We start from the raw sequence: 17,562 nt of genomic DNA, 5'->3' as shown, positions 1-17,562 counted from the left end.
AGGGGGACCATACCCGCGGCACCTTATCGGAAGGCGTCCAACGGAACGGAGGCGTCGTGGACCATCATGAATATCCGGCGGTACTCGTCGATCTCGCGCGGCTCCTCCAGGTAGAGCGCGCCGATGTGGGACTCCAGGTACACCGTGTTCGGGTCGTCCGGGGCGTCGAAGTCCAGGATGCGAAACGCGCCGGCCATCGCGGCGTGCGCGCCGACTGAGAAGGGCAGCACCCTGATGTCCACCGAGTCGAGCTTCGCGACCCGGCGCAGGTGCTCGACCTGACCGTCGAGAACACTCTTACCGCCTACGGGTCGGGTGAGCACATCCTCGCCGAGGACGGTCACGATCCGCGGAGCCGGGGTACGCGTGAAAAGCGCCTTCTGCCGCTGCATCCGCAGCTTGACGTGCCGGTGCGCGGCCTCGGCGTCGGCTGGCTTTTCGGCCTCGAACACGGCCATCGCGTACTGCTCGGTCTGCAGTTCGCCGGGTATGACCTCGCCATAGTAGGTGGAGATCCGGCTGGCGCTGGCCTCCAGACCCACGTAGAGCTTGAACCAGTCTGGGATCACCGGGCTGCTGTCCCACCACTCCTGCTGAGAGGTGCCCAACGCCAGCTCGGCCAGCGCGTCGGTGATGCTCTGGTCGGCACCGTAGAGCCAGCAGAGCGCCCGGACGTTCGCCGCCGTCACCGGGACCTTGCCGGTCTCGATCCGGTGCAGCGTCGGCTCGGAGATGCCCAGCTTCGCTTCGGCGACCTCTCGCCGGCTCTTGCCGCAGGCCACCCGGAGTCGGGTCAGCCGCCGGCCCAGAGTCCGACGTACCACGCGCTGCCCTGTGATCGGCATGGCCCCACCTCCGCGCTGCGCCTCTCACGACGAAAGACGCCCGCCACCCTACAGCCTGCAAACGTGCCGTCACATAACCTGCCCCTGAAAGCCGTGCAGGAGGGCGGTCATTACAGGTACGGATCGCGAGGTGGCACGTCCTGGAGCCATATCGGACGCTTCCCCCAAGAGCCCGACGTCGCGCTGCCCCATTCGCACGCCGGCCCCACGAGGTGATCGATTTCTAGCGGCGAATTGTCAGGATCAGTCGCGAACAGTTCCAGGTCCTTGGCGTAGCGGACGAGCAGTTGCGTCCAGGACGGAGCCAGCACGTCCCACGAGGCGCGACTTGATGTCGATCCACTCGCGCAACTGGGCGGCCAGGTGCGCATCGTGGATTTCGGTCAGGTGCCACCGGGCTGCACTGAGCCAGATTCCTCGCCTGCCGGGAGTGGCGCATCTGCTGTGTGGTCAAGGCCGCCCAGGTCTCGGCCGCCGGCGCGGGTCGGGCCCGCGGAGGCGTCAGTCTCGTCGGCCTGCCGGCGGCGGGCCAGCCCCTCGGCGCAACCCGGCGGCCACCAGCAGGGGTGCGAGCGCCTCCGCGCCGGCCGCGACCCGCTCGGCCAGGCCGACCCGCTCACCCCCGGCGGCCATCTCGACCACGAACCAGGCCACCGGCAGCAACAAGCCGACCGCCAGCGCCACCCAGGGTGCCCGCCGTCGCAGGTATCCGGCCGTCGGCCCCGCGTACCCCGTTGTCGGCTTGGCGCGCGGCGGTGCGAGGGCCGGCCAGAGCGCCAGCGCGCCGAAGGCCACGGCCGCAGCGAGCGTGTGCGGCACCGAACCCCCGTCGCCGGACGGCAGCGGGAACGCCGCCACCGCCAGGGTGCCCATCCCGCCGAGGGCGAGCAGCGCCCTTCCGGCGGGCGCAAGTGGACGTAGCCCGGCGGCGGTCACGCAGTGACACAGCCCGAGGCCGGCCAGACCCAGCGTCATGATCCATCGGTCGGTCGCGCCGACGGCGGCGAGCGCGCTGATCGTGCCGGTGATCTGATCGAACCCGCCGGGCTGGCGGGCCGCGCCGAGGGTCCAGCCACCGACCAGGAGGATCGGCGCCGCCACGGCGGAGGCCAGCGCCCATCCGGGTACGACTCGCATCCCAGCACCGTACGTGCTGACCCTCCTGGCCCGTGTCACCGGCACAGGTGTCAAGCACCTGGCCCGGAGGTCCGGTGCGAACACTGGCGTTCTCAATTCGGGGCCAGGCCGCCCAATCGGGCCTTCGCAACCATGGTTGTCGGCGCCAACCCTCGTGGGGCGGATCACCTTCAGAATTGAGGCGCGCAAACGCCCGGAACACCAATCACGGTACGGTTCGACAATGCCTGCCAGGATCGGACGACCGTTGATCTTTGTCGACATCGACGGCGTGCTGATCCCGCTCAGAGCCCGGCCATCCGGAGCCGATCGGCGTTGGAACGGCGGGGCGGGAGACGATCCCGACGGCTCGGGCAATCCGCTGCTGGACCGTCTTGATCCCGCCGACGGTCGTCGGCTGCTCGCTCTGCCAGGTGAACTGATCTGGGCCAGCACCTGGATGGCCGAAGCGAACGAAGTCGTGGCGCCCCGGATCGGCCTTCCCGCTCTGCCCGTCATGAACTGGCCCGACGATGACGAGGAACCACCGCGCGGCGTGCACTGGAAGACCAGATCGTTGGCGCGTTGGGCGGCGGGACGCCCGTTCGTCTGGCTCGACGACGAGACCACCGACGTCGACCGACGATGGATCGCCGCACACCACCCACAACCGGCACTACTACACCGTGTCGATCCGCACCTGGGACTGACCGACATCGACCTCGCGGCAGTGTGTCAATGGCTTGACCTTCGCAACGAAGTCGGTTGATCGGCCGCGCATATCTGCCGCTCCGGGCGGATTGGTGTTCGTCGTCAGATTGCCAGCCGGCGGGCGATGATGGGGATCACGACTGCGGCGGCGATCAGGTGTGCGAGCACGAGCGTGCATTCGGTGGCGAGGTTGGCGTCGACCAGAAACGGTGGTACGAGCGACAGCGCGGTGAGTGCCACCGCGGTGCGGACCCAGATGCGTGCTGGCTGAGACGCCCAACGGCGGATCGCCAGGGCGACAAGGATGCCCACAACGCTGAAGGTGAACGTGAGCTGTGTGAAGCCGAGCAGCGGAATCGACTCGCCGCCGTCGGGCAGCTCGAGATCGACACCGACCGCCATGGCGATGGCCGCGAAGGCCGTCACGGCGACGGCTGCGGCCGCCGCTGCGGCCAGGCCCGGCAGGAACAGCCGGCTGCGCTGCTGGCGGGGGGTGCTGAGATGGACGGTGGGGTCGGTGGAGGTCATGAGCATCCTTTCCATCTGTCGGCATTCTCAATGGCGGCTCCGGCGTGGCTGGGCCGGATGTTGTGGTTGAGGTGAAAGACGTTCTGCGGATCCCAGACGGTCTTGAGGGCGGTCAGCCTGGCGAGCTTGGCGGCCGGGTATGCACGGCGTACCCCGCGTTGCCCCTCGTCGGCGGCGAGCGAGTTGACGTAGACCCCGTCGGCGTACGGGTCGAGCGCGGCTCCGGCACTGCGAGCCGCTGCCATCCGGTCGTCGTCTTCGGATGGCTCGGTCCAGCGGGAGCCGGCGCCGAACTCGAACGTGGTGCCGCGGTGACTGAAGGCGGCGTCGGTATCCCCGACGTCGGCGATCGCGCCACCGTACGCCTGCAAACCGACGCCGGGCAGTTGGGCGCCGGCGTGTAGGTCTGCCGCGCCGCGCAGCAGGAACGCCTCGATCGCGGCGGTGGGGAACTGGCGCAGGTAGTGCGCGCTGGAGTACCGGCGGTAGGCGTGGCCGCCGGTGGTGTCGTCGCGTTGCTGGAGTTCGAGGTATGACGGGGTGGTGACCCGCTCGGCGACCGGGCGCCCGAGCGCGCGCATCGCCGGCAGCAACCGGTGACCCGGTGCAGAGTCGCCGACCCATACGAAGCCGACGGTGGCGATAGGGCCGCTGGCGGTGCTGTGGACATCGGCGGTGAAGGTCGCCTGCCGTGGCGCGACGGCGTTGAGGTCCCGCCAGCCTTCGAGCACCGGCACGGCGTCCTCGGCGCGGAAGTCGAACTCGGCGACCAGGGTCTGCGTTCCGGTGTGGTGCAGTTGGAACTCGAATTCGGTGACGGTGCCGAAGTTGCCGCCTCCGCCGCGCAGGCCCCAGTAGAGGTCGGGGTTCTCGGTTCGGCTCGCGGTCACCACCTCCCCGTCGGCGGTGACCATCCTGAAGGAGACGACGTTGTCGCAGGCCAAACCATGTTGGCGGGCGAGCCAGCCCATGCCGCCGCCGAGGGTCAGGCCGCCGACCCCGGTGTGCGAGACATTGCCGGCGGTCGTGGCGAGGCCGTATCGCTGCGACGCCCGGTCGAGTGCGCCGAGCAGCGCGCCGCCCTGGACCCGGGCGCGCCGACGGATCGGGTCGACCCGCACGCCGTTCAACGGGGTCAGGTCGATCATCAGGCCGTCCGCGGGTACAGCGAGGCCGGCTACGTTGTGCCCGCCGCCGCGTACGCCGATCTCCAGGTCGAGTTCGCGGGCCAGGCGCACCGCGGTCACCACGTCGGTGACGCTCGCGGCCCGCACGATCATCCGCGGGCGCCGGTCAATCATGGCGTTCCAGACGGTGCGGGCCGCGTCGTAACCCGGGTCGCCCGCGGTGAGGAGGCGGCCGTCGAGGCGAGGGCTGTTCGCTGTCGTCATACGTCTGAGCCTGACGGAAATCGGTACACCCGGTAAGGTCCGATTGCATGGGCCGAACCAGGACCAATTCGAGTACGGCCGAAGACCTGCTCATCGATGTCGACCGGTCCGCGGCCGAACCGCTGCACCGGCAGATCGCCGCCTCGATCCGGGGCAGCATCCGGGCCGGCCGGTTGCGTCTCGGCACGTCCCTGCCACCCAGCCGGACCATTTCAGCCGATCTGGGAGTGTCCCGCGGGGTCGTGGTCGAGGCATACCAGCAACTCGTCGCCGAGGGCTACCTGACCAGTCGGGCGGGCGGCTACACCCAGGTTGCGGTCGAGCCGGTTCCGACGGGAATGGATCGCCGCGCCGGGGATCGGCCGGCGGCCCGGATCGACTTCGGGTACGGCCGCACCGACGTGTCGTCGTTCCCCCGGGCCGCGTGGCTGCGTTCGGTGCGTACGGTCCTCACCACCACGCCGAATGAACGCTTCGCCTACCTCGACGGGCGGGGCGTGCCCGAACTGCACGCAGCCCTGACCGACTACCTCAACCGCGTCCGTGGCACGTCGGCCCGCCCGGAGAACGTCGTAATCTGCAATGGCTACGGCCAGGGCGTCGCGCTGCTGATCCAGGTACTCGCGGCGCGCGGCGCCCGCCGGCTGGCCGTCGAGGATCCCTCCCCGGACGACGACGCCCGCCTCGTCGCGGCCAACGCCGGCCTGGACGTGATCGGCATCCCGGTCGGGCCGGACGGCATTCTCGTCGAGGAACTGGAACGTACCGACGCGGACGCCGTCGTCCTGACGCCCTCGCACCAGTGGCCCACCGGCGGGGTCCTGTCGGCCTCCGCGCGGGCCCGGGTGATCGACTGGGCGCAGCGTCGACGCGCCGTGGTGATCGAGGACGACTACGACGCGGAGTACCGCTACGATCGCTTGCCCATCGGCGCCATGCAGGGGCTGGCACCCGACACCGTCGTGTACTGCGGCACCGCGAGCAAGACCCTGGCGCCGGGGCTGCGCCTCGGCTGGCTGCTGGCGCCGTCACACCTGGTCGACGACATCACGGCGGCCAAGGTACTTGCCGACCGCGGCTCTCCCGTCATCGACCAACTGACCTTCGCCGACTTCCTCGCCCGTGGCGAATTCGACCGGCACCTCCGGCGCATGCGCCCGGTCTACCGCCGCCGCCGCGACGTACTCCTGGCCGCACTGCGCACCCGGCTGCCCGAACTGAAACCGGTCGGTGTCGCGGCGGGCCAACACGTCGTAACCTGGCTCCCGCACGACCTCGACGAGGCCGCGGTGGTGGCCGCCGCCGCCCGGCACGGACTGGTCGTGCAAGGCGTCTCCCAGTACCGACTGAGCCCCGCCGGACCCGGCGGTCTGATCTTCGGCTACGGCACTCTCACCGAACGCGTCATCACAGACGGAGTGGAAGCCCTTGCCGACGCGGTCGCGGAGGTCCGCGCGGACAAGTAAGCCTCGAACCGGGGTATCGCCGTTGCTGCCCGGCACCAGGACGAAATGGGTGGCCTCGCCAGCCCGGCCCGCCCTACCTTGTAGCTGGATCTTCTTCGCCGATCCACTCACGAGAGGACTTCACCCCGCGTGACCCCGCCTGCTCTTTAGACCTGACACCTTCCCGCGCATCGGTCGCCGACGTCGCCGTCGGCTCGTTTCCCATGCCTTTCGTCAGGTCTTCAGAGAGAGATCATGTCTACGCGTCCTCATATCGTGCTGCCCTGGACCGTTCGGCGTACGCGCCTTCCCCTGCTCGCCTTCGGCTGCGTCCACTGCCGTTCCGGCCTCGCCGGCACGGGCGACGGGAAGATCCGCGTCACTGCCAACGGCAAACTCCTCGACATCCGGCTCCTGGCCGCCCGCGTTTCCGGCGACCGCACCAGCAACGTCACCGTTCACGAACGCGTCGCGGTCCGGTACCTGGATCCGAGCCTTCTGCCGGGCTGCTCCGGCAACTCCTCCCGCCCTGGCCCTGAGCCGGGGCGAGAGGCAAGGTGGCCTTGCCCCGGACTTCATCATGCCGCGGTCCGGGCGCGGTCGCTCATGGTCGGGCGCGAACGAAGGTCAGGGCCGGCCCGATACCGGCGACGAAGGTGAACGCCCGGGTGCGCCCGTCTCATCGCCCCCGCGTCAACTGGCGTCGATGAACAGAGCGGCGTAGCGGTCCAGGTACAGCGGCCAGCCCTGGTCGTGAGCGACGCCGTCACGAACCGACTCCCAGCCCGGACCGTGCCGGTCCAGGTTGCGGTGCTCCAACTCAACCCGGGTCCGCTGTGGTGTCTCGGCAACGAACCGGACCTCGACCTCGCTGGCGTTGTCCGGATCCTGTTCGACCTGCCATGCCGGGCTGATGTCCCAGCTGAACACGATCCGGTCCGGCGGCTCGAAGGCGAGGATTCGCGCCCAGGCGCACTCACTGCCGTCCTCGCCGCGGTCATAGATGTGCCCACCGACCTTCGGCTCGAACACAGTCTCCGCGATCGGTGAACCCAGCAGGTTGTGCTCCTTCGGCTTGAAGTCGCCAAACCGCTGCGTGAACACCGCGAACGCCCGTTCAACTGGCGCGTCGACCACGATCTGCCGCCGCACCACCGTATCCGTGCCACTCATGATTCCTCCTCGTCCGGACGCTCGGTAACGTCCCTGAAGCCGTCCAACGCCCGGCTCCAGTAGGTGTCGAGCTGATCTCGTAACGCGGCCACGCCGGCGGGATTGAGTCGGTAGACACGCCGCGTGCCCGCGGTGCGGTCCGTCACCAGACCTGCGTCCTTCAGCACCCGCAGGTGTTGGGACACCGCTGGCCGGCTGACCGGCAGCACCGCGGCCAGCTCGCCGACCGCCCTTGGCCGCTCCGCGAGACACGCGATGATCGCCCGCCGCGTCGGGTCGCCCAGGGCGTCCCACCCGTCCTCTGTTCGGTAACTGGCCACGAACGGTAAGCTACGGCTTACCAACGGGGTCGGTCAAGTCCCGCCATTTCTCAGGGCGGCCGAGTCGGCCGGCGCCGGTAGCGCTGAGTGCCCGTGGGTAGTCGAAGCCCTGAGGCGTCAGTCCGCTGCCAACGGTGTTTCGTTCCGGGGGAGCTGAGGCAGGATCGTTCGGCTGCGTCCGGGGCGGGGATACGCCTCGGCGGCCGCCGCGAGACGGGCGGCGTGGTCGCGCTGCTTCTGCCAGTGTCCGTAGAGGGCGCCGCGCTGCGAGAGGCGGTCCACCTCTCGGATCGTCTCGGGGTCGACGTCGCCGGGCGGGGCGTCGCGCCACGGGGTGCCGGGCAGTGGCATGAAGGTGTGCGCGTGGATACGGGCTCCGAGGTCGGCCAGGTCACGAGCGAGGCCCAGTGAGTCGGCGACGTCCTTCTCGCTCTCGCCGGGCATGCCGAAGATCATGTCGACGTTGATCCGGAAACCTTCCTCGATGCCGAGCCGCGCGGCCCGCTTGACCTCCTCGACACCGTGGCCGCGTTTGGCGGCGTCGAGAACCCGGTCGGAGCCGGACTGGGCGCCGACGATGATGTTGTTGTTCGCGCAGTACTTCTTGACCAGCCTGAGCGCCTGCCGGCTGACGTGCTCGGGTCGGATCTCGCTCGGGAAGGAACCGAAGAAGACCCGCCCGTTCGGCCCGATCCCTTCCTTGCAGCTGGCCAGCAACTCCTCGACTGCGTCGAGGTTCGGCTCCTCGGTCTGGCTGCCGTAGCTCAACGCCGTCGGCGTGATGAACCGGACGTCGCGCAGGCCGCGGGCCCGCATCTGGTCGACGTGCCACCGCACGTTGGTGACGCTCCGATGCCGGAAGCGAGCCGAGAACATGAAGGGTGTTTGACAGAATCTGCAGGAGAAGACACAGCCCCGGGTGATCTCCAGGGCGTTGAACCGGTCCCAGCGCAGCGAGAAGCCACGGAAGTCGTCGAGCGGCTGGCGCTGCGGGCGGCCGGTCCTGATCACGGTGCCGGTGGCGTCCCGGTAGGCGAGACCGGCGATGCCGGTCGGGTCGCCGACCGCGTCCACCAGGCTCAGCAGCGTCGTCTCGCCCTCCCCGACGGCCGCGATGTCCCAGCCGGCGTCCAGGGTCTGCACCGGCTCGGCGGTCGCGTGCACCCCGCCGGCGAGGTGCGTCACGTTCGGCGCGTCGGCCATACCGCGGATCTCGGCGAGTTCCCGGGCGAGGGACTCGGCGTCGGGGGAGTAGAAGGACCACAGCACCAGCACCCGGGCCGCTGCGGGGGCCGCGTCCCGGATGTGCGCGGCGGTGGCCTCCGGCGTCTCGCCGAAGCGCACCTCGTACCGGGTGCCGGTGGCGTGCTGCTCCAGCGCGCCGAGCAGGACGTGCAGGCCGTACGTCACCGCCTTGCGGTAGCGCAGCACCAACACCAGCTCGGGAGCGCTCATGGCGGCGATTGTGCCAGGACACCGGGGCCGACTCGGAGCGGCCGGCCCCGGTGTCCGTCAGCACTGCTGACCGGGAATCAGTACCGCAGGTTGCGCAGGTAGCGGTAGCCGACCTCGGCGGTCTGCTGGGGGGTCACATCGGGGGTGTCGTTTTCCACGATGTATTCGAGCACCGAGTGCTTCCGGAAGATGCGACCGAAGTCGATCATTCCGGTGCCCAGGTCCGCCATGTCGCCGTCGGCCGCGTGCCGGTCCTTGACGTGGTACTGCAGGACCTCCTGCCGCGCGCACCGGATGACGTCCAGGGTGAAGCCCTCGGGGTCGGCCACGCCGTCGCCGGAGTTGATGCCACCGGTGACCGCCCAGTAGATGTCGATCTCCAGGTGGACGAGTTTGGGATCGAGTTCCGCGGTCAACACGTCCCACGGGCGCCGGCCCCGACCGAGGTCGATGGTGAACTCATGGGCGTGGTTGTGGTAGCCGTACCGCAGGCCGGCTTTGCGGGCCGCCGCGGCCTCAACGTTCATCTGCTCCGCCCAACGCTTCCAGTCGTCGGCGTTCTCGGAGTACAGATACGGCACCACCATGAACTTCTGGCCCAGGGTGACCGCGTTCTGGATCTTTTCCCGCAGGGCGGCCGGGTCGCCGCTGATCCCGTCGTGGCTGGAGCTGGCCTTGATCCCGATGCCGTCCAGGAACCGGCGCAGCTGGCCGGCGCTGCGCCCGAAGTAGCCGAGCGCCAGCTCCACCTTCGGGTAGCCGATCCGGGCGAGATGCTTGAGGGTGGCGTCGTACCCCGGCGCACCCGACAGGGCGTCGCGGACCGTCCACAGCTGGATGCTGATCAGGCCCGGGGGCACGTGCTTGCGCCCGGTCGTACCGGGACCGGCCGCCGCGGCCGTCGCGCCGATCCCCGACGTGGCGAGCCCGACGCCGGCGGCCGCCGCCAACGAACCGCGCAGCAGTCCCCGTCGGTCAATGACGGATCGCCGCAGCGCGGCCTTCCCGTCGTATCCGTAACACATGTTTCACTCCTTCCGTGGTCTAGTGGCTGGGGACGAGGACGACCTCGTCGGTTCCGGTCAGGGCCGGCAGGCCGTCCCCACCCGGGTCGGTGTACGAGGCGACGAACACCGCGGACAGGTTGTCGGTCTCCGGGTCGTGACCGGAGGGCACCGTGGTGGTGATCGAACCGGTGCAGCCGTTGGCGGTGGTCATCGGGTGGCCGTGGTCGTCGTGGCCCAGGATGTACGTCACGCTGACCCGGGCACAGTCCACCGGCTGGTCGTCGGTGACCCGTACCTCGAACTGCACGGTGTCGCCGAAGGTGAACGGCTGGCCGACGACCGGCGTGACCAGCTCGACCACCGGCTCGGCGTTGCCGACCACCACCCGGACCGACGCGGCGGCCGAGCGTCCCTTCGGGTCGGTCACCTTGAGCGTCGCGTGGTAGATGCCGTTCTTCCGGTACGTGAACGTCGGGTTCGGCGAGCGCGCGTCGACCTTGTTGTCGTCGTCGAGGTACCACTCGTACGTCAGTCGGTCACCGTCGGGATCCGTGGTGCCCTCGCTGGAGAACTCGACGGTCAGCGGCGCGAGTCCGTTGGTCTGCGTGGCCGAGACCTGGGGCACCGGGCTGTGGTTGCCGTCCCAGCCGATGTGGTCGATCCGGGCCAGCTGCGCGTCCGGGTTCTCACTGAAGAAGCCGTCGCCGTACTCCAGCACGTAGAGCGCGCCGTTCGGACCGAACTCGAGATCCATCGGGTTGTCGAAGATGACCGACGGCAGCACCGACTCGATCCCGCTCAGCTTGCCGCTCCGGTTCAGCTGAAACGCCTTCACGTAGTCCCGGGTCCACTCGTAGAACAGCGGCTTGCCGTCGTAGTACGCCGGCCAGGCCACCGGCGCGCGGCCCCGGGTCGCCGGGAAGGAGAACTGGTACGCCGGCCCGGCCATCGGTCCGATGCCGCCCGTGCCCAGCTCGGGGAACTGCGGCGAGAGGCCGTAGCCGTACCACACGTCCGGCTGCTCCACCCGAGGTAGCTTCCGCAGCCCGGTGTTGTGCGGGGACTCGTTGACCGGCGCCGAGCAGTCGAACGTCTGCCCGGACCGGCCGGTGGCGAAGTCGTAGTCCACGTACGGCAGCTGCGCGGTGGCGCAGTAGGGCCAGCCGTGGTTGCTGGCTTTGCGGGCGACGAGCCACTTGCCCTGCCCGGCCGGTCCGCGCTGCGGGTCGGGCTGGCCGGCGTCCGGCGAGTAGTCGGCGACGTACAGCTCGTTGGTCTTGCGGTTCAGCTCGATCCGGAACGGGTTGCGCAGACCCATCAGGTAGATCTCCGGCCGGGTGCCGGCCGTGCCCTTCTTGAACAGGTTCCCGTCCGGAATCGTGTACTTGCCGTTCGCGCCCACCTTGATCCGCAGGATCTTGCCGCGCAGGTCGTTGGTGTTGGCCGAGCTGCGCTGCGCGTCGTACGCCGGGTTGCGGCCGGGGCGCTCGTCGATGGGTGCGTAGCCGCCGGACTCGAACGGGTTGGTGTCGTCGCCGGTGGACAGGTACAGGTTGCCCTTGCCGTCGAAGACGATGTCCCCGCCGACGTGGCAGCAGATGCCCCGGTCGACCGGCACGTCGAGGATCTGCTGCTCGGTGGTCAGGTCCAGCTTGTCCTTGACCAGGCGGAACCGGGAGAGCCGGATCACCCCCTCGAACGGCGCGAAGTCCGCCTCGGTGCCCCAGGCCGGCGCGTCGCCCTCGTTGACGTCCGGAGTGGACGGGTCGTCGACCGGGGTGTTCATCGGCGGCGAGTAGTACAGGTAGACCCAGTTGTTGCCGCCCTTGCCGAAGCCGGGGTCGATCGCGACGTTCTGCAGGCCCTCCTCGTCGTGCTGGTAGACGTCCAGCGTGGCGGCGAGGGTGTTGCGGCCGGTATCGGGGTTGTGTAACCAGACTTCGCCCTTGCGGGTCACGTGCAGCACCCGATTGTCGGGCAGCACGGCGAGGTCCATCGGTTCGCCCGGGCGGTCGTTGAGGGTGACCTTCTGGAAGGCCGTCTCCGGGGGTGCGGTGGTGGAGCCGGGTGCGGCCGCCGAGGGGTTCGGGGCGGCCGACGAGATGGTGGGCGTGGCGACGAGGGCGATGGTGGTCAGGCCCGCCACGGCGAGCGCGAGTCGTCTCTTCAACTGCCTCTCCTTCTACTGAGGACTTATCGGGCAGGTCGGGGACGTACCGGTTCGGTTCCTCCTAGCTGGGTGCGGTGGGCAGCACCAAGTCGCCCGTCGCCGCCGCAGGTGGGCGACGCGGGCGCAGGACCTGGGCGTGGTTGGGTGTTGATCGATGCCGCCGGCCCGAAGCTAACAAAAGGAATGTAGATATGTCCATGGCTTACGGCAGACTTCGGCACAACTTTTCGCTAAGACGACGAAAGGGGGCATGATGATGGGGAAACCGGCGGCTTCGCCTACCGGACCCGGTCAGCCGTCGAGGCGAACCACGGCCGAGGTCGACAGGACCGCGCGATCCTGGTCCAACGCCCGCACCTGGAAGTACGGCCCGGCGTTGACCGTGCCGACCGTCGTCTCGAACCCGGTCCGCATGGCGTGCTCGACGACCACCGCCAGCGACTCCGGATCCGGGCCGGCGAGCACCTGCCACGCCCGGGTCTCGGTCGACCCGTTCCACGAGGCGTGGACCACGCTCTGCGCGCCCTCGCGCCGCACCGCCACGCTCGGCGGATAGTACGGCGTACCGACCCACTCGTTGCGGAAGGCTCGGTAGGAGGCGTTCTCCCCGGGCATCCGCGCGTCGTAGAGCAGGTTCCGCTTACCGTCGCCTGAGGTGCTGCCGTCGCCCGCGTACTCGGAGTAGTACGGCTGCTGCCCCCACCCGACGAACTCGTTGCCGTTCGGCAACGCCTGCAGGTTCCCCGGCGACTGCGAGGTCGGCGCCGGCTTGTGGTGGTACGCCCGGTCCACGCTCGCGGTACGGTTGTCCAGGTCGAGGCTGAGGACCAGCCCGTGCGACCGCTGCCCGGGGTTGCCGCCGGGCTGGCCGCAGCAGCCGTCGCCGAACATGCTGATCCGGTTGCCGGCCCGGAACCGGGCGTCGTGCGGCCAGGAGAAGCTCGCGTCCGGGCCGAAGGTGAAGTCGCTGCGCCGGCCGCCGAGCCGCCACTGGATGTCCCCGCTGCCCCGGTCGACGGCGTAGACCGCCCAGGTGTTCCCGGCGGAGATCAACAGCTGCCCGTCGGGGCCCTCGTCGACCGAGTTCACCTGGTACGCGTCCCACGCCCCACCCGAGGTCACCGGCGTCTGCGACTCGGCGGGGTCGACATGCTCGCGGACGTTCCAGGAGAAGACCAGATCGCCGGTGGCCAGGTCGACCTCCTGCACCTCACTGTTCAGGAGGACCCCGTCAGCCGGCCCACCGTACGGCCGCAGGTCCGTCGGCTCCGGCCGGGACGCGATGAACAGGGCCGTACCCCGCGGGGTGAGCAGGAACTCGTACGGGTCGGCGCGGAAGCCGTTGCGCGCGCTGACCGTCTGCCGCAGCCGATACTGCGAGTCGTAGACGTAGTAGCAGCCACCCGGCTCCGGCACCCCGCCCGGCGGATCCGCGACGGTGCCCTGCCACCAGGTCAGCACCGGCTGCGACGTCCCGGCTGTCGGGTCGTACCAGGTCTGGACCTTGAAGTCGGCGTTGTGCAGGCTCGGCGACGGCAGCGGCCGGAACCACACCGGATCACCGCCGTCGCCGAGAATCAGCGACCCGGTCTGGCCGACCACGGTCGACCGGCTGTACGGAGCGACGAAGATCTGCCCGGGCGCGGTGCCGGAACGGTGCGTCGCAACGGTCACCCGCATCGGCCGCAACTGCGGCGCGGACACGAAGCTCCACACCTCCTTGCCGGAGATGATCGGCGCCTGCCCGGCCGGGTCTGCGGGAGAGGGCTCGGTCGCGCACAGGGTCGGTCGTGGGCCGCCCGCCGGCGAGTCCGGATCCGGCGGGCCACCGGCCCACGCCGGGATCTCCGCTTGTCCGGGGCCGTCCGCCTGCGTGGGACCGTCGGCCTGGGTGGGACCGTCGGCCTGCGCGGGACCGCCAGCATCCGCCACCCGGCCGGATTCCGTCGCCGGGCCGGCACCCGGAACCCCGCCCGCCCGTGGCGGCCTGCTGGTGCACGCCACCCCGCCGGCACCCGCCAGCACGACGGCGGCCAGCGCGAGTATCGCCGGCAGACGCCGCCGACCGTGCCTGCCCGCGGGACGACTCGTCCGCGCGGATCCGATCGGGTGCGACACCACTACCCCCGCACTCCGGAGGGAAATGCGAATTAGGCTCCTACCTGGTCAAGCTATCAGTTTTCGGGCGGATCGGCGGGGCCCTCGCCGGGTCACTCCCGCTTCGCCGAGCGCAGGTGCCCGACCAGAATCTCCACCGGGATGCCCAGCACGTCGGCCAGCAGCGTCAACGGCTCCGGGTGGCCGCGCGCGTTCAGCTCCTCGTAGATCTCCAGCAGGCCCCGCAGCCGGGCATCGGTGCCCTCCGGCCGGTGCGGGAGCTCGGCCAGCCGCGCCTGCACGTACCGCCGGGCCATGAGCTGGTAAGCCCCGACCCCGAAGGCATCCTCGTCCTCGTCGCTCGGCTGCGGGTTCCGGTCGTTCGGCACGGCGATGTCCTCCCTGGTCAGGCGCCGGCCAGGCCGGGGCCGGCCCAGCCGGCCACGGCCGCGCTCCCGTGGTGCTGACGGACGACGAACAGGTGCGACTCCATCCGGTGCTCCCTTCGGTGAGAACGGGCAGGGTATGGGTGTGCGGGTTCAGCGGGTGACGTGCTCCCTCGGGGCGGGAGCGAGCCGGTCAACGTGGGACGGCCGCGTGCCAGTCGCGCAGGAAGGCGTCGACCAAGGCGTGCGCCCGCGGACGGACATCGAACGACTCACCGAGTCGCCGGCGAGCCATGTGTGACAGGCCGTCGGCGGCTTCGTTGAGCGGGTGGCCGGTGTGCCCCTTGACGTGCCCGAAGGACAGATCCGGCCGGCGGTTCACCGACCCGGCGAGCCGTACGAGGGTGGGCTGGTCGGACCATCTGCGGGTACGCAGGCTGTAGCCGGCCGGCATGGCCGTCGTCTCGCCGGCCTGCCAGCGGTGCAGATAGCGCAGGGCGGCAAGGCTGTCCAGCAGCACGGTCATCCCGGCCGGTGCCGCGTCGTACGCGGACAGCAGGAAATCGACCGCCCGCAACTCATTGATCAGGACGCGGGAGAACCCGGTGGGATCCATCCGGCCGGTGCCCCGACCGCGCAGGCCGTAGTGGCCGTCGCTGACGACGTACCCGATGCCACCGGCACGTCCCTTCCAGCTGGCGTCGGTCGCGGCGACCACGGCCACGGAGGCTGTCGCCCAACGACCGACCCGGCCGCGACCCCGTTGTTGGTCGGGCTGGGCGCGGCAGGCCGAACCGTGGCGGCCAGCCAACTGCTCCGCGGTGTCGAGCAGTTGGCCGGCCGAGGCGAACTCGTCGTAGCGCGCTGCGGTGAGGCAGAGCCGCAGGGCGTCACCGATTCGTTGGCACTCCTCGCAACGGGTCACCCCGGCATAGGCGCGCAACGCGAACGCACGGTCGTACAGGGCGGTGGGAAGCAGGTCCAGGGCGCGGAGGAACTCATCAGGACGCACGGCGCCTCCTCGGGGCGGCGGTGGGAAATTTCTGGATGGGGGTGAGGAGAGTGGTCAGAGGATCTTGAGCGGACAGGCATAGCCGTCGCGCCACCGATCGGGGTGTCGCAGCTCAATGAGCTGGCCACCATTGCCGCTCGGCTCAGGTGGCGGCGATTCCGATGACTTCGACTTCGACGCCCTCGGTGCGCAGCGACTTGACCGCGCGGTACAGCGCGACCTGTGCGAAGGTAAACAGCGTCGCCGTGGTGACCGGCCGGCCGCGCCCGAGGGCGATGGCGTAGACGACCTTCCGCGGGCGGAAGTCCGGCGCCAGTTCCCGTCCCGACTGCCGGGCCACCATTTCGATCAGCGCACGCCGCGCGTCCTCCTCGTGGAGCAATGCGTCGACGGACACCGTGCCCTGGGTGAACAGGTGGCTGAGTGGGGCGCTGGTGTCGGCCCGCTTGACGTGCACCAGCTCGTCGCTTGGGCCGAGCAGGTCGCACGCCTCGATGCCCCGGTGGTGCTGGGCCGTCCGCAGCAGCTTCCGGTCCAGCAGCACCATCCCGGCGCCCGCCGCGCGCTCGTTGTAGATCCGCTCGTTCTCGCCGAGGGGCCAGGGCGGCAGGTGCACGTCGCTGCTGCGGGACAGGATCTGGTCGACCTCGTCCCGCAGGAACCGCCGGTGCTGGTCGCCGATTTCGTACCAGTGGCCCTCGTGCAACATCAGCTGGCTGGTCCCGTGTGCGAGCTGGGCGGTGAGCCACCGAGAAGCCGGAGCGGTGGCGATCTCGTCGCGGCCCGCCGCGTCGGCGCATACGGTGACCTGTCCCGTCCGTAGGCTGGTCCAACGTTGCCCGTCGGGCACGCCACGGGAGTGTGCGAGCAGGTCAGCAAGCTCCAAATCCGCATAGACCGACCGGCGCCGCCCCGACCGGGGCATCCGGATCGTGTACGAGCCGGCCTGGTCGACGGCGTCTGCCGCGTGCCCCGGAACGGCCACGCCGATGTCGGTCGGCGCGACCTGCCCCAGCTGATGGTCCAGCTCGGCGGTGAGCGCGGCCAGACGCGGGTCGGCGGGCCGGACGGGGCGGATCTGCGTGATGAACTCCAGATCCGCCAGCGGCGACGCCTGCCGGCACACCCGGGCGACCTCACGCAGGTCGTCGCGTAGACCGTCGGGCGACAAGGCGAGCCGAAGCTGCAAGGAGTCACTGCCGGTGACCCGCATCGGCCGCCCGGTCCGGCGGCACTCGGTCAGCGTCGGGTTGTCCGTCCGGCCGGTGATCTGCCCGACGATCTCCCCCCATTTGTCGATGCCGTACATCCGGATGTGCGTGCCGCCCGGCACCAGGCTGCGGTCGACCCGCCCGCGCGTGCCCATCACCCGGCGCCGGACCTGGCGGATGTCCTCCGGCACCAGCGCCCGCACGGCGAACTCGATGCCGAACGTGGGATCCATAGCCGAGTCGGCGACCATGAACCGGCCGAGGGTGCCGTACGTCAGCGCGTAGACGTGCTCGTCGACGCCGAGTAGCAGGGCGGCACCGCCGTTGCTGTAGCCCAGCGCCACCTCCTCCCCGGTGAGAGAGGCAAGCGCATCGCACCAGTCGGCCCGCTGCCGCGCAACGACCCCCTGCAGCAGCAGTGCCGGCGAGTCACCGACGGTGCGCTGCTGCGGTGCGAAGCCGTGCTCCCGCAGATAGCGGAGGTTCAGAGCGGTGGCGAGACCGTCGTAGGTCGGCTCGACCCGCAGGCGGTAGACAGTCGTCAGGTAGGTGGTCGGCGCGGTGTTGGGCGGGGCATCGAAGAGGGACGGCTGGTGGACGTCCGGACGCCGGCTGTCCCGCCGGCCCGCAGGCCGGACGGCCGGCTTGCTCGTTCGGTGCGTCGCACGGTTCATGGCGGATCTCCTCGCGTAGAG

Annotated in this window: 15 protein-coding genes; 2 read left to right on the top strand and 13 right to left on the bottom strand. The window is 70.1% G+C overall.

The window, feature by feature from the left end:
• Positions 1 to 23: 23 nt before the first annotated feature.
• On the bottom strand, positions 24 to 845 hold the full coding sequence (locus C1I95_RS06640) for a helix-turn-helix domain-containing protein (RefSeq protein WP_111212879.1): 822 nt from the start codon (positions 843 to 845) through the stop codon (positions 24 to 26).
• Between the two features lie 501 nt (positions 846 to 1,346).
• Positions 1,347 to 1,982, bottom strand: coding sequence for a DUF998 domain-containing protein (locus tag C1I95_RS06635; RefSeq protein WP_158566311.1), 636 nt, complete (start codon positions 1,980 to 1,982; stop codon positions 1,347 to 1,349).
• Between the two features lie 223 nt (positions 1,983 to 2,205).
• On the opposite strand from C1I95_RS06635, the gene C1I95_RS06630 reads away from it, so the two are divergent.
• Positions 2,206 to 2,730 carry an HAD domain-containing protein gene (locus tag C1I95_RS06630; protein WP_111212899.1) on the top strand — a complete coding sequence of 175 codons (525 nt, stop codon included), beginning with the start codon at positions 2,206 to 2,208 and terminating at the stop codon, positions 2,728 to 2,730.
• Between the two features lie 44 nt (positions 2,731 to 2,774).
• Here the strand turns inward: C1I95_RS06630 and C1I95_RS06625 are convergent, their stop codons facing one another.
• Entirely contained in the window at positions 2,775 to 3,200 is a 426-nt protein-coding gene (locus C1I95_RS06625; protein ID WP_111212877.1) for a DUF6069 family protein, read from the bottom strand.
• A complete protein-coding gene (locus C1I95_RS06620) occupies positions 3,197 to 4,591 on the bottom strand; it encodes an FAD-binding oxidoreductase (RefSeq protein ID WP_111212876.1) in 1,395 nt (464 codons plus the stop codon). The genes C1I95_RS06625 and C1I95_RS06620 overlap by 4 nt, the downstream gene beginning before the upstream one ends.
• Positions 4,592 to 4,638: 47 nt before the next feature.
• Here C1I95_RS06620 and pdxR point away from each other — a divergent pair, with 47 nt between their 5' ends.
• A complete protein-coding gene (gene pdxR, locus C1I95_RS06615) occupies positions 4,639 to 6,057 on the top strand; it encodes a MocR-like pyridoxine biosynthesis transcription factor PdxR (protein ID WP_111212875.1) in 1,419 nt (472 codons plus the stop codon).
• Positions 6,058 to 6,729: 672 nt separating this feature from the next.
• On the opposite strand, the gene C1I95_RS06605 is transcribed toward pdxR, so the two are convergent.
• The 9 genes from C1I95_RS06605 to C1I95_RS06560 all read right to left on the bottom strand — a co-directional run bounded on the left by C1I95_RS06605 (position 6,730) and on the right by C1I95_RS06560 (position 17,541).
• Positions 6,730 to 7,209, bottom strand: a complete 480-nt coding sequence (locus C1I95_RS06605; RefSeq protein ID WP_111212873.1) for an SRPBCC family protein — start codon at positions 7,207 to 7,209, stop codon at positions 6,730 to 6,732.
• A complete protein-coding gene (locus C1I95_RS06600; protein WP_111212872.1) occupies positions 7,206 to 7,553 on the bottom strand; it encodes an ArsR/SmtB family transcription factor in 348 nt (115 codons plus the stop codon). The genes C1I95_RS06605 and C1I95_RS06600 overlap by 4 nt, the downstream gene beginning before the upstream one ends.
• Before the next feature lie 93 nt (positions 7,554 to 7,646).
• Entirely contained in the window at positions 7,647 to 8,984 is a 1,338-nt protein-coding gene (locus C1I95_RS06595; protein WP_111212871.1) for a TIGR04013 family B12-binding domain/radical SAM domain-containing protein, read from the bottom strand.
• A 77-nt stretch (positions 8,985 to 9,061) separates the two neighbouring features.
• Positions 9,062 to 10,009: a sugar phosphate isomerase/epimerase family protein gene (locus tag C1I95_RS06590; RefSeq protein ID WP_111212870.1), complete on the bottom strand. Its 948-nt coding sequence runs from the start codon at positions 10,007 to 10,009 to the stop codon at positions 9,062 to 9,064.
• Positions 10,010 to 10,028: 19 nt separating this feature from the next.
• Positions 10,029 to 12,161: a PQQ-dependent sugar dehydrogenase gene (locus C1I95_RS06585; RefSeq protein ID WP_233513397.1), complete on the bottom strand. Its 2,133-nt coding sequence runs from the start codon at positions 12,159 to 12,161 to the stop codon at positions 10,029 to 10,031.
• Between the two features lie 291 nt (positions 12,162 to 12,452).
• Positions 12,453 to 14,093, bottom strand: a complete 1,641-nt coding sequence (locus tag C1I95_RS06575; protein WP_111212897.1) for an arylsulfotransferase family protein — start codon at positions 14,091 to 14,093, stop codon at positions 12,453 to 12,455.
• A gap of 278 nt (positions 14,094 to 14,371) precedes the next feature.
• Positions 14,372 to 14,647 (bottom strand): hypothetical protein, encoded by a 276-nt coding sequence (locus C1I95_RS06570; RefSeq protein WP_111212869.1) that lies wholly within the window; start codon positions 14,645 to 14,647, stop codon positions 14,372 to 14,374.
• 190 nt (positions 14,648 to 14,837) lie between these two features.
• Complete coding sequence (locus tag C1I95_RS06565) at positions 14,838 to 15,656, bottom strand: ribonuclease HI (protein WP_111212868.1); 819 nt, start codon at positions 15,654 to 15,656, stop codon at positions 14,838 to 14,840.
• A gap of 142 nt (positions 15,657 to 15,798) precedes the next feature.
• Entirely contained in the window at positions 15,799 to 17,541 is a 1,743-nt protein-coding gene (locus C1I95_RS06560) for a DUF6119 family protein (protein WP_111212867.1), read from the bottom strand.
• Positions 17,542 to 17,562: the final 21 nt, after the last annotated feature.

It is taken from the genome of Micromonospora craterilacus (genome assembly GCF_003236315.1).
Classification (GTDB): domain Bacteria; phylum Actinomycetota; class Actinomycetes; order Mycobacteriales; family Micromonosporaceae; genus Micromonospora; species Micromonospora craterilacus.
The sequence above is the reverse complement of the archived record's forward strand: the minus strand, read 5'-3'. Positions and strand labels throughout refer to the sequence as shown.

What these genes read in the sequence shown, in the direction of transcription:
- C1I95_RS06560 (WP_111212867.1), bottom strand. Translation starts at nt 17,541, where the DNA reads ATGAACCGTGCGACGCACCGAACGAGCAAGCCGGCCGTCCGGCCTGCG.
- C1I95_RS06620 (WP_111212876.1), bottom strand. Translation starts at nt 4,591, where the DNA reads ATGACGACAGCGAACAGCCCTCGCCTCGACGGCCGCCTCCTCACCGCG.
- C1I95_RS06630 (WP_111212899.1), top strand. Translation starts at nt 2,206, where the DNA reads ATGCCTGCCAGGATCGGACGACCGTTGATCTTTGTCGACATCGACGGC.
- C1I95_RS06635 (WP_158566311.1), bottom strand. Translation starts at nt 1,982, where the DNA reads ATGCGAGTCGTACCCGGATGGGCGCTGGCCTCCGCCGTGGCGGCGCCG.
- C1I95_RS06595 (WP_111212871.1), bottom strand. Translation starts at nt 8,984, where the DNA reads ATGAGCGCTCCCGAGCTGGTGTTGGTGCTGCGCTACCGCAAGGCGGTG.
- C1I95_RS06640 (WP_111212879.1), bottom strand. Translation starts at nt 845, where the DNA reads ATGCCGATCACAGGGCAGCGCGTGGTACGTCGGACTCTGGGCCGGCGG.
- C1I95_RS06605 (WP_111212873.1), bottom strand. Translation starts at nt 7,209, where the DNA reads ATGAGTGGCACGGATACGGTGGTGCGGCGGCAGATCGTGGTCGACGCG.
- C1I95_RS06625 (WP_111212877.1), bottom strand. Translation starts at nt 3,200, where the DNA reads ATGACCTCCACCGACCCCACCGTCCATCTCAGCACCCCCCGCCAGCAG.
- pdxR (WP_111212875.1), top strand. Translation starts at nt 4,639, where the DNA reads ATGGGCCGAACCAGGACCAATTCGAGTACGGCCGAAGACCTGCTCATC.
- C1I95_RS06590 (WP_111212870.1), bottom strand. Translation starts at nt 10,009, where the DNA reads ATGTGTTACGGATACGACGGGAAGGCCGCGCTGCGGCGATCCGTCATT.